13 protein-coding genes are annotated in these 11,376 nt (G+C 67.5%); 10 read left to right on the top strand and 3 right to left on the bottom strand.

What is annotated here, in order from left to right:
* The first annotated feature begins 9 nt into the window (after positions 1–9).
* Genes EB75_RS13735 through EB75_RS13725 form a run of 3 tightly spaced genes read left to right on the top strand, consistent with a single transcriptional unit; the run spans position 10 to position 1,419 of the window.
* On the top strand, positions 10–435 hold the full coding sequence (locus tag EB75_RS13735) for a roadblock/LC7 domain-containing protein (RefSeq protein ID WP_073695936.1): 426 nt from the start codon (positions 10–12) through the stop codon (positions 433–435).
* A gap of 8 nt (positions 436–443) precedes the next feature.
* A complete protein-coding gene (locus EB75_RS13730) occupies positions 444–830 on the top strand; it encodes a DUF742 domain-containing protein (protein ID WP_073695935.1) in 387 nt (128 codons plus the stop codon).
* A complete protein-coding gene (locus EB75_RS13725) occupies positions 811–1,419 on the top strand; it encodes a GTP-binding protein (protein ID WP_502689372.1) in 609 nt (202 codons plus the stop codon). The genes EB75_RS13730 and EB75_RS13725 overlap by 20 nt, the downstream gene beginning before the upstream one ends.
* Here the strand turns inward: EB75_RS13725 and EB75_RS13720 are convergent.
* A complete protein-coding gene (locus EB75_RS13720) occupies positions 1,416–2,189 on the bottom strand; it encodes a DUF1906 domain-containing protein (RefSeq protein WP_073695934.1) in 774 nt (257 codons plus the stop codon). The two genes, EB75_RS13725 and EB75_RS13720, sit on opposite strands and share 4 nt — an antisense overlap.
* 19 nt (positions 2,190–2,208) lie before the next feature.
* Here EB75_RS13720 and EB75_RS13715 point away from each other — a divergent pair, with 19 nt between their 5' ends.
* The gene (locus tag EB75_RS13715) at positions 2,209–2,778 is read left to right on the top strand and encodes a pentapeptide repeat-containing protein (RefSeq protein ID WP_073695933.1); all 570 of its coding nucleotides are present in this window, start codon (positions 2,209–2,211) and stop codon (positions 2,776–2,778) included.
* 339 nt (positions 2,779–3,117) lie between these two features.
* The gene (locus EB75_RS13710; protein ID WP_073695932.1) at positions 3,118–4,155 is read left to right on the top strand and encodes a DUF3060 domain-containing protein; all 1,038 of its coding nucleotides are present in this window, start codon (positions 3,118–3,120) and stop codon (positions 4,153–4,155) included.
* Here EB75_RS13710 and EB75_RS13705 read toward each other — a convergent pair.
* On the bottom strand, positions 4,152–6,869 hold the full coding sequence (locus tag EB75_RS13705) for an FHA domain-containing protein (protein WP_073695931.1): 2,718 nt from the start codon (positions 6,867–6,869) through the stop codon (positions 4,152–4,154). The two genes, EB75_RS13710 and EB75_RS13705, sit on opposite strands and share 4 nt — an antisense overlap.
* Before the next feature lie 118 nt (positions 6,870–6,987).
* On the opposite strand from EB75_RS13705, the gene EB75_RS13700 reads away from it, so the two are divergent.
* The 5 genes from EB75_RS13700 to EB75_RS13680 all read left to right on the top strand — a co-directional run bounded on the left by EB75_RS13700 (position 6,988) and on the right by EB75_RS13680 (position 10,904).
* Complete coding sequence (locus tag EB75_RS13700) at positions 6,988–7,839, top strand: bifunctional methylenetetrahydrofolate dehydrogenase/methenyltetrahydrofolate cyclohydrolase (protein ID WP_073695945.1); 852 nt, start codon at positions 6,988–6,990, stop codon at positions 7,837–7,839.
* Positions 7,836–8,159: a DUF3017 domain-containing protein gene (locus EB75_RS13695; protein WP_502689371.1), complete on the top strand. Its 324-nt coding sequence runs from the start codon at positions 7,836–7,838 to the stop codon at positions 8,157–8,159. Before EB75_RS13700 ends, EB75_RS13695 begins: the two co-directional genes overlap by 4 nt.
* A gap of 87 nt (positions 8,160–8,246) precedes the next feature.
* Positions 8,247–8,621: a DoxX family protein gene (locus tag EB75_RS13690; protein WP_073695929.1), complete on the top strand. Its 375-nt coding sequence runs from the start codon at positions 8,247–8,249 to the stop codon at positions 8,619–8,621.
* 118 nt (positions 8,622–8,739) lie between these two features.
* A complete protein-coding gene (locus EB75_RS13685; protein WP_073695944.1) occupies positions 8,740–9,375 on the top strand; it encodes a TetR/AcrR family transcriptional regulator in 636 nt (211 codons plus the stop codon).
* A 2-nt stretch (positions 9,376–9,377) separates the two neighbouring features.
* Positions 9,378–10,904, top strand: coding sequence for an FAD-dependent monooxygenase (locus EB75_RS13680; RefSeq protein ID WP_073695928.1), 1,527 nt, complete (start codon positions 9,378–9,380; stop codon positions 10,902–10,904).
* On the opposite strand, the gene EB75_RS13675 is transcribed toward EB75_RS13680, so the two are convergent.
* Entirely contained in the window at positions 10,894–11,313 is a 420-nt protein-coding gene (locus tag EB75_RS13675; protein WP_073695927.1) for a nuclear transport factor 2 family protein, read from the bottom strand. The genes EB75_RS13680 and EB75_RS13675 overlap by 11 nt on opposite strands.
* Positions 11,314–11,376: the final 63 nt, after the last annotated feature.

The raw sequence follows: 11,376 nt of genomic DNA, 5'->3' as shown, positions 1-11,376 counted from the left end.
GGACCGGCGATGACGCGGGCCACGCAGCGCGAGTCACTTGACTGGCTCGTCACGAAATTCGCCGACGAGGTGTCCGGGGTGGCGCACGCCATTCTGGTCTCGGCCGACGGGCTGCTGATGGCCGCGAGTTCGCGGATGCCGACCGAGCGTGCCGACCAACTCGCTGCCGTCGCCTCCGGGCTGGCGAGCCTGGCCACGGGCGCGTCCCAGCTGTTCGACGGCGGGCACGTGCTGCAGTCGGTGGTCGAGATGGAACACGGCTACCTGCTGCTGATGCGCGTCGGTGACGGGTCCAACCTCGCGACGCTGGCGACCCGTTCGTGCGACATCGGCCAGATCGGCTACGAGATGGCGATCCTCGTCGAACGGGTGGGGACCGTCGTCCAGTCCGCGCGCAGGACGTCGTCGGCGGTGCCGACAAATCGGACCCGGTAGGGACACATATGGAGCCGACATCTGACGCCTGGGAGTCCGCGTTCACCACGGAGCAGCCCAGCCTGGTGCGGCCCTACACGCTGACCGCGGGCCGCACCACCACCGAGGTCGAGCTGCCCATGGAGGCGCCGATCTTCCCGCTGGCGGCCGCCCCGGCAGCGCTCTGGCCCGGCAACGACGTCCGCGGCGAGATCCTCAAACTCGGTTCCACCCGGCCCTCCGTGGCCGAGGTCGCGGCAAAGTTGGCAATACCACTCGGTGTTGCGCGTGTGCTGATCGGCGACCTCGTCACGCAGGGCTATCTTCAAGTACACGCCACGCTCGGCACGACGACCAACGTCGACGACAGGCGCGACTTGATTGGGAGGACGTTGCGTGGGCTTCGGGCTCTCTGATCGGCCTCCGGCCTCCCGCGGGCTCTCTGACCGGCACGCCCCCGCGTCGACGAAGATCGTCATCTCGGGTGGGTTCGGTGCCGGTAAGACGACGTTCGTCGGCGCGGTCTCCGAGATCATGCCGCTGCGCACCGAGGCCATCGTCACCAACGCCTCGGCAGGGGTCGACGCGCTCGCGGGCACGCCCGACAAGAACACCACCACGGTCGCCATGGACTTCGGCCGCATCACGCTCGCCGACGACCTGGTGCTGTACCTGTTCGGCACGCCGGGGCAGCGTCGCTTCTGGTTCATGTGGGACGACCTGGTGCGCGGTGCCATCGGCGCGATCATCCTGGTCGACGTGCGCCGGCTGCAGGACAGCTTCGCCGCCGTCGACTTCTTCGAGGCACGCGGTTTGCCGTTCATCATCGCGGTCAACGAATTCGACGGCGCACCACGGCATCCCGGCCACGCGGTCCGTCAGGCACTGGCGCTGCCCGACCACATCCCGGTGGTCACCGTCGATGCGCGGCAGCGGCAGTCGGCGCGCGACGCGCTGATCACCGTCACCGAATACGCACTGACCCGGCTGGGTACCCCGGTTTAGCGGGGCAGGTCCCACTGGCCGTAATCGGCCGCGAGGATGTCGTCCTCGTCGACGTGGTAGTCACCGATCATGGTGCCCGGGTCGGAAGCCGTCACCACGGTCGCCTGGTACAGCACGGCCATCGGCGCGCGGGCGCCGCCGGACCAGGCGCGCGTCTGCCAGGCCCAGCTGTGGCCCGGCGTGGTGGACCGGCCGATCACGCCGTCGTCGGCCGCCCAGGTGACCTGCCTGGCGCCGCCGTAGATGCCGGTGCGCTGAACGCCCAGCACTGAGTTGATGCCCTTGAACCATTGCAGCGCAACGTTTTTCCACGTGTCGGCCGAGACGTCCTCGTCGACACTGAAGAAGATCGGCGCGGTGTCCGGTCCGCCGGCTGCACCATGCAGTCGAAGGGCGGTGCGAGCGTCGGCCACCCCGCCGTCGAAGCCGCGCGTGAAGTCCGAGGGGCTGTTCACCCAGCCCGGCTTGCCGTACTGGTAGACGCTCACGACGTGCAGACCCGCGGCACGCAGCGCATCGGTGTAGTTGCGGGCGACGGGCTTGAAGTCGAAGGTCGCACCCGGCCGGAGCTCCGACACGTAGACGATGACGCCGGTGTAGCCCGCGGCGACGACCTGGTCCACGGGCACCTGTAGATGGGTGAAGTCGATCAGTTTGCCGTTGTCGGCCAGGGCAATCGGGGTGTTCAGTGACGCGGCGAGTCCGGCGGCGGTCAGTGTGAGGAAGCCGCGTCTCGACAGGTGGTCAGCGGGGCGTGCCAGGTCGGCCATCGGGCTATCGTACGAACTCGTGACGGTTCCCGACGAGCACTGGCAAGATACGGAATTCACCGGAGTCGTCTTTCGCGACGAATACGACGGGGACCTGAGCCGGCTGCGCACCGAGCGGGTCGTCTTCACCGACTGTGACTTCAGTGGCGTCGACCTCACCGAGTCCGAGCACTCCGGCTCGGCATTCCGCAACTGCACCTTCCGGCGAACCTCGTTGGCACACAGTACCTTCCGGCACTGCACCTTGTTGGGGTCGACGTTCACCGAGTGCTCGATGCGGCCCATCACCATGGTCGAGGTGGACCTGCGGCTCGCGGTACTGGCCGGTTGCGATCTCCGTGCGGTGGATCTGACCGACTGCCGGCTGTCCGAGGCCTCGCTCGTCGGCACCGACCTGCGCAAGGCCGTGCTACGCGCCGCCGATCTACGCGGCGCGCGGGTGCAGGACGCGAAGTTCGAGCAAGCCGATCTGCGCTCGGCCCGCACTGATGCGACGTTCTGGACCACCGCCGGGCTGCGGGGCGCCCGGATCGACGTCGACCAGGCCATTGCCTACGCCGTTGCCCATGGCCTGGACCTGTCGTCCTGACCTGTCGTCCTGACCTAAGCGGTCCTGTACCCCAGGAACCTAGCTGGACTAGGCAACTGGGGTACAGCCTTACCTCAGAATCTCACTCTCGCCGGACTTATCTTTCGACCCAGGGCAACCGTCGGCGTTGCGATGCAGGCGAGGAGTGAATCATGAGGCATGCCAGCTGCATTGGACGGGTCGGCGCGTTGGCCGCTGCGTTGGGTATCGGGGTGGCACTGATGGCGACACCCGGTATCGCCGCGGCCAAGCCGGCCTCTTCGTCGTCAGATGCTGCGTCACCGACGTCGGATTCGCCGCCGACCACGGACTCCCCGACGTACTGCGCCCGGGCAGAACATGGCCGTCGCCACCAACGGGGTGGTGCGAGTCGAAAGGGGCACGGCCACCGCGACATCCGACGGCAAGGGTTCGGTGGCCAGGGCGCAGGGTATCGACGCGACCGCGATTGCCTCGGGCGGGTCGAAGGCGTTCGCCAGGGGTGATGGGGCCAGTGCCATTGCCGATGCGGGACGGTGTGATTGCGCGAGTAAGCCCAACAAGGCGATTGCCAGCGGCGACGGCAGCGCCGCGGTCGCCGCCGGTTCCGGCAACACCGCGATCGCCTCCGGGGACGAGAGCTTCGCCTCCGCGGTCGGGTTCGACAACACGGCCACTGCGTCTGGCGAGCACAGTGTGGCCATTGCGAATGGGACCAACAACACGGTGTCCGCCGTGGACGACAACTCTCACGCTGCGGCACTTGGGAGTGACAACACGGTGTCGGCCTACGGCCAGTCGGCTGTACAGGTGCTCGGGTCAGACAACACTGTGGCGGTCCACGGCAGCCAGGACGCCGATGCCGACCACGCCGCGTCGGCCGATGTGACAGGTGACAACAACAACGTCGTGGTGTTCGGCAGCCATAACCAGACGGTGGTGGAAGGCGACAACAACACGCTCACCGTGAACAGCTCCGGCTATGACGCACAGGTGCACGGCAGCGAAAGCACCATCGTCGGTGACAACAATGTCGCCACCGTCCAGGGCAGTAACAGTGGCGTGAAGATCTACGGTGACGGCAACGAGGCGCACGCCGGCTTCGGTGGCGGTGACGTCGCCAATTTTGTGTCGATAGACGGAAATAGCAACCTCGGCGAAGCCGGCCACGGTTCTACCAACGGGGCCTACGTCGACGGTGACAACAGCACCGCCACAGCCTTCGGTTCCTACCACAACCTGGCAATTGTCAACGGCGACAACAGCACTGCCTTCGCCGGCCCCGGGTACTTCAATACCGCCACGGCCAATGGCCCCGACAGCAACGCCAGCGCCGTCGGCTCCGGCAGTGATGCGGTGGCCGGCCCGAACGAAACCGTCACCGTCTACACGCCTTAGTCGGCCTTGAGGCGAATCCTCCAGCGCACGAAGCCGAGATAGCATGCCGACAGCAGCACGAGGGCACCGATGTCGAACCACCACGCGCCGGTGGTGTGATGCCAGAACTTGTCATTGGGCAGCAGCGGCTCGGGCACCAATCTGGTCAGATCGATGGTCGACGACGACGACGCGAAACCCCACCGTGCCGGGGTGAGCCACGACAACTGATCGAGCACGACGCGGCCGGTCACCGGAATCAAACCGCCGGAGAACACCAACTGGCTCATCACCGCCACGACCAGCAACGGCATGATCTGCTCGGCAGATTTGGCCAAACCGGACAGTGCCAGACCCGTCATGGCGGCGGCCACACACGTCATCGAGATATCGATGAACATCTCGATGTTGCGACTGGGTATCACCGCGCCGTTGGTGACTGCGCCCGCACCCCAGCCCTTACCCAGGATCGTGATGGCCACCACGATCGAGGACTGGACAACAGCGAATGCGGTGAACACCGCGATCTTGGCCGCCAGGTACGCGGTGGTCGAGAGGCCGACGGCCTGTTCCCGACGGAAGATCGCCCGCTCACCGATCAGAGCGCGAATGGTCAGTGCGGTGCCCATGAAGATGGCGCCGACGTTCATCATCACCAGGATCTGGCCCGGCTCGCTCGGCGCGGCGCCGAAATCAGGCGGGCCGGCCGGGAGCGGTTTGCCGAAGCCCACGCTGGACTTGTTCGGGCCGCCGCCGGGCACCGACAGTGACAGCACGCCCATGATGAACGGCAAGAACAGCAGGAACGCGGTGTAGGCGCGGTCGGCCAGGACCAGCTTCACCTGTCGTCGGGCGATGGTGGAGAACTGGCGCAGCAGCGACGTCTTCGCCGGCGCACCCAGGTCTGCCGGTGTTGCCGCGGGTGGCTGCGGCGGCGGCGGGCCGGAGCGTTCCAGGAATCGTTGGTGGGCCGCTTCCGGATCGCCGGCAACCGACGAGAAAATGTCGGCCCAGTTGGTGGTGCCCAGTTCGGGACCGATCTGGCTCGGCGGGCCGCAGAAGGCCGTCATGCCGCCCGGTGCCAACAGCAGCACCTGATCGCAGACGTCCAGGTAGGTCAGCGAGTGCGTGACCACCAGAACCACACGACCGGCATCGGCCAGCTGGCGCAGCATGGTCATCACCTGGCGGTCCAGCGCCGGGTCCAGACCGGACGTCGGCTCATCCAGGATCAGCAACGACGGCCCGGTCAGCAGCTCGAGCGCCACCGAAGCACGCTTGCGCTGACCGCCGGAGAGTTTCTCCACCCGGGTGTCCAGATGCTTCGTCATCTCGAGCTCTTCGAGCACCTGCATGACGACCTGCTCGCGGTCTTCCTTCGTGGTGTCCGGTGGCAGCCGCAGCTCGGCGGCGTACATCAGGGCCTGCCGGACGGTCAACGAACCGTGCACCACATCGTCCTGCGGCACCATGCCGATTCGGGACCGCAGCGAGGCGTACTCGGCATGGATGTCGTGGCCCTCGAACGTGACGGTGCCACTGGTCGGATGCGTCAGGCCGGCGACCTGCTTGGAGAACGTCGACTTGCCGGCGCCCGACGGGCCGATCACCGCGGTCAGCGTGCCGGGGCGGGCGTCCAGCGAGATGTTGTTCAGCAGGGTCTTGTTGCCCTCGATGGTCCACGTCAGGCCGTGGACCTCGAGCCCACCGGTGCGGGTGTCCGCGGTGGTGACGGTGCGGCGGGCCAGGGTGCCACCGCTGTAGACGAGGTCGACGTTACCGATGGTGACGGTGTCGCCGTCGCGGAGCATCGCCTCTTCGACCCGCTGGCCGTTGACGAAGGTGCCGTTGATGCTGCGGTTGTCGATGATCTGGGCGCCGCCGCCCGCAGACGGAACCAAGGTCGCGTGGTGTCGCGATGCCAGGACGTCGGGGATGACGATGTCGTTGTCGGTGCCGCGACCGATCTTGATGGCCCCCGCCGGCACCTCGGCGTTGCGGCCGGGCCGCAGGATCTTGAGCATCGTCGTGCCGAGGTTGTTCTCGCTGGGCCGTGCCACGGCGGTCGGCCCGAACTGCGTGGCCGGTGAACTCGACTCTTCACGAGCAGGTGCGACCTGCGCCGGCGCCGGCCGCGACAGGGGCGCAGACGGCGGCGCGTACTGCTGCGGCGCGGTCGGGTAGCGCGGCTGACCGTATTGCTGCTGCGGCCCGCTCGGGTACTGGGGCTGCGGCCCGCTCGGATATTGCGGCTGCGGACCCGACGGGCTGAAGGTCGGCGGCCCGCTCGGGTAACGCTGCTGTGCCGCCGATGGCGGCGTGTACGGCTGCTGGCTGGGCCAGGTCGCGCTGGGCCGGTTGTTGGTCGACGGTGTCGGGGTGACGGGCATGGACGTCGTCGGCGGCGTGCCGGCCGGGCCCAGGTGCTGGCCGACCTCGAAGGTCAGCAGCGGCCCATCGGGGTTACCCATGTTCAGCGCCGAGCCGTTGTGCAGATCAGCGGCCGGAACACGCTGCCCGTTGACGTACATGCCGTTGAGGCTGCCGTTGTCGACGGCGACCCAGCGGCCGTGATCGAAGCGCAGCATCAGGTGCGCGCGCGAGATCAGTGGGTGGGCGACGCGGAAGTCGGCGCGCAGATCGCGGCCGACGACGACATCGTTTCCCGGGGCAAACGTACGCGTGGTGGCGTCATGGCGAACGGTTAGCGCTGGCAGTGCGGCTGGTCCAGTCATCGAAGGCAACTCTATCGGTTGCCGGGGACTTTCCTCGGGACCAGCCGCGTCAGTAGGGCTTGCCGGTCACCTGGGTGGTGTCAACGGCAGTTCCTGCGGGCCTGACACAATGTTCGCCGTGGGTGCAATCACGCTGGACGGCAAGGCCACACGCGACGAGATCTTCACTGACCTGACCAAGCGGGTGGCGGCGCTGACCGCTGCCGGCCGGACGCCGGGTCTGGGCACTGTGCTGGTCGGCGACGACCCGGGGTCGCACGCCTACGTGCGCGGCAAGCACGCCGACTGCGCCAAGGTCGGGATCAACTCGATCCGCCGGGACCTGCCCGCCGACATCAGCCAGGCCGAGCTGAACGCCGTCATCGACGAGCTGAACGCCAACCCGGAGTGCACGGGCTACATCGTGCAGTTGCCGCTGCCCAAGCATCTCGACGAGAACGCCGCGCTGGAACGCATCGACCCCGACAAGGACGCCGACGGGCTGCACCCGACCAACCTGGGTCGGCTGGTCCTCAATGAGCCCGCACCGTTGCCGTGCACGCCGCGCGGCATCGTGCACCTGCTGCGCCGTTTCGAGGTACCGATCGCCGGCGCGCACGTCGTGGTGATCGGCCGCGGCGTCACCGTGGGCCGGCCGATGGGGCTGCTGCTCACCCGGCGTTCGGAGAACGCGACAGTGACGTTGTGCCACACGGGAACTCGTGACCTGCCGGCGCTGACCCGCCAGGCCGACATCATCATTGCCGCCGTCGGTGTACCGCACATGCTGACCGCTGACATGGTCAAGCCGGGCGCGGCCGTCGTCGACGTGGGCGTCAGCCGGGTCGACGGCAAGCTCGCCGGTGACGTGCACCCCGATGTGTGGGAGGTGGCCGGTGCCATCTCGCCGAACCCCGGCGGCGTCGGACCGCTGACCCGGGCCTTCCTGCTGGCCAATGTGGTCGAGGCGGAAGAGGCGAAACTGTCTTGACGGCAAAGGAATTCGCCCGCAAGGTAGCCGAGGCGAGTGGAGCGACGGGAAAAGTGCTCCGCGGCCAATGGCCGATCCTGTCGGTGGGCGTGTTCTTCGTCGTCGCGTTCGCGCTCGTGATCGGTGGCTACTGGCGCCGCGGCGCACTGGTGATGGCCATCGGCGTCGGGCTCGCGGCGGTCATGCGGCTGCTCCTGGCCGATGACCGCGCCGGCCTGCTCGTCGTGCGCAGCCGGATCATCGACGTCGCGACGACGGCCTCGGTCAGCGCCGTGATGTTGTACGTGGCGTGGACCATCAACCCGTTGGGGACTGCCTAGTTCCTCGGCATGCGATGTGGAAATAAATCGGACTAAAGTCCGTTTATTGGTTTCAGGCTTGCCCCCACATCACCCGAGGAGCTCAACATGAACACTGCGCTGTGGATCGTCGCCGTCGTACTGGCTTTCGTCTTCGTCGGAAGCGGCGTCATGAAGCTGGTTCTGCCCAAGGAGAAGCTGGTTGCGCAGGGGCTGGGCGGACTTGCGGATGTGGACCCGAACGCCATCCGCGGGATCGGCGCGGCCGAAGTGGCCGGTGCGATCGGCCTGATCGTGCCGCCGCTGGTGCACATCCTCCCGGTGCTCACCCCGCTGGCCGCCGTCGGCCTCGCGGCGGTCATGGTCGGCGCGATCGTCACGCACGGCCGTCGCAAGGAGTACCCGAACGTGGCCATCAACGTCGTACTGCTGGGCCTGGCGTTGTTCGTCTCCTGGGGCCGGTTCGGCGTCTACGCCTTCTGATCCACGGGGTTTTGTGCACGGTTTTCCGCGGTCACCGCGGAAAACCGTGCACAAATCGCTCAAAAGTGCCCGCTAGGCAAACTTGCCCGACGTGCAAAATTATCTGTACGGTGGCGGCATGCCCGAATCGGCCACAACTGGTCTGCGCGAACGGAAGAAGCTCGACACCCGCCGGGCACTCAGTGACGCGGCGCTGCAGCTGGCGTTCGACCGCGGCGGACTGGACGCCGTCACTCGCGAGGAGATCGCGGCGCTGGCGGGAGTGTCCCTGCGGACGTTCAACAACTACTTCAGTGGCAAGTACGAGGCGCTGGCTTATCGCATTGCCGAGCGGATGCAGCGCAGTGTTACGACGTTCCGGTCGCGGCCGGCCGACGAACCGCTGTGGACGTCGATCATCGTGGCCGTGACGGGCACGCTGGAAGAAGAGATGGTCGACATCACGGGTGCCGATCTCATCCCGGACCGCCGCGAACTCGTCGAAGTCCGAAAACTGCTGATGCGAACCGAGGTTCGCAATGCGGTGCCGCAGATCCTCTACCAGGACTGGGTGGCGGCCATCGCCGAGCGAACGGGCCTCGGCCCCGACGACATGTACCCGCGCCTGGTGGTGGCCGTGGTCCGCGCCATCGGGGACACCGCGATGGAGGCGTACGCCAACGCCGATCCGCCGGTGTCCATCACCCAGCTGATGCGCGCGGGTTTCGATGCCGTCATCGCGGGACTGCCTGAACCGAACAGAACGAAGGAGTGAGCATGCCCGCTGATGTCGTGATCTCCGGCGCCGGACCGAATGGACTGATGATGGCCTGCGAACTCGCCCTCGCCGGCGTCAAACCGGTCGTGCTCGACGCGCTGCCCGGGCCCGGCGATGAGCCCAAGGCCAACGGCCTTGTCGGACAGGTGATCCGGCAGCTCGACATGCGTGGCCTCTACCAGGCGTTCACGGGCGACCCCAGCCCTCCGGCACCTGCCTACGGCTGGATATTCTCCGGCCTGTCGCTGAATTTTGTTGGCGTCGAAAGCAATCCGATGCGGGCGCTGCTGATGAAGCAGCCCCGGTTGGTCCAGTTGCTGTACGAGCGGGCCCAGGCTCTCGGGGTTGAGGTGCGGTGGGGGCATACCGTGACCGCGCTGTCGGCCGGGCCCAACGGCGTCACCGTTGACGTGGCCGCACCCGACGCCGCCTATGTGCTGGAGGCCGATTGGCTGGTGGGTGCCGACGGTGGGCGCAGCACCGTCCGCAAGCAGTCGGGCATCGGCTTTCCCGGACACACGTCGCCGACGGTGGCCCGGTTGGCGCACGTGCGCATCGCCGACGGGTTCCGCGGCCCCGACGGCGAGCTCGATGTACCCGGATTCGGACGGATTCCGTTCGGGCACAACCGCTATGACACCGGAATGGTGATCTTCTTCGAGGCCCACGGAGATCCGCCGATGCTGGGCACCCTCGAGTTCGGCTCCCTGCCCGATGACGCGCCGGGGGAGTTGACGTATGACGAACTCCGGCAGAGCCTGCGCCGAGTGCTCGGGGTCGACGTGCCGTTCGACCTGCCGACCGGACCCGGGCCGTTCGCGATGCGCCGCATCGACGGCCAGAACACCCGGCAGGCCGACGCCTACCGGTCCGGCCGGATCCTGCTGATCGGTGATGCCGCACATGTGCATTCGGCAATGGGCGGTCCCGGGCTGAACCTCGGTCTGCAGGACACCTTGAACCTGGGCTGGAAGCTGGCTGCCGTCATCAATGGCTGGGCACCTGAGGAATTGATCGACACCTATGAGTCCGAGCGCTATCCGGTCGGCGAGCGCGTCATGATGCACTCACTGGCCCAGATCGCGCTCACCGCGCCAGGGCCCGAGGTACGCGCCTTGCGCACGCTGCTCGGTGAACTCTTCCAGCTGCCCGATGTCACCGCCCACATGGCCGGACTACTGGCGGGTGCGGACGTTCGCTACGAGATGGGTGACACTTCACACCGGCTGACGGGATTCATGGTGCCGGACGAGGCGTTGGACGACGGGCGTCGGCTCACCGACCTGCTGCACGGTGGCCGGGGCGTGGTGCTCGACCTGTCCGGGGGTGTGGTGGCCGCGGTCGCCGCGCCGTGGGACCGCCGCGTCGACACGGTGGTCGCCGCCATGGCCGACGGGCCCGCTGCCATGCTGATCCGGCCTGACGGCTATGTCGCCTGGGCCGCAGACGCTTTCGCCGCGGCGGATGCCGAGGACCTACGTGCGGCCCTGGAGCGCTGGTTCGGTCCGGCTGAGATCAGTGCCTGAGCGCGCGCCGCGCGACGCCCGGGTGGGCGGCGAGCCTGGGGCCGAGCAGTAGGGCGAAGATCGTCACCGCAAGCCATGGCCGCAGGTGCGGGCGCAGCCGGCGGATCAACCCCGCATCGTCGAGTTCGAACACCAGGGCATCGGTGATGGTGAGGCCGGCGATACGTCCGCGGCTCACGGCGACGCGTGTGGGGCCGTCGCCGATGACATTCTCCCACTCCAGGTTTCGCATCCCGGCGTAGACCGCGGTCAGCAGGACGCGAAGATCGTCCCGGCCGCGGAACACCATGCGTCCGGACAGTGGAGAGATCAGCTCCGCGTCGGGCGCGAGGGTGGCGATGAAGCGGTCGACGTCGCCGCTGCGGGTCGCCGCGCAGAACGTCGCGACGGAATCGGTGCTGGTCGTCATCAGAACCCCCTGCGGGTCACTTGCTATTTGCAATTCACCTAAACAGAGTCCATTGCAGAAAGC

The organism is Mycobacterium sp. ST-F2 (genome assembly GCF_001905655.1).
Classification (GTDB): Bacteria; Actinomycetota; Actinomycetes; order Mycobacteriales; family Mycobacteriaceae; genus Mycobacterium.
Note: the sequence above shows the minus strand (reverse complement) of the source record. Positions and strands in the feature narration are given on the sequence as shown.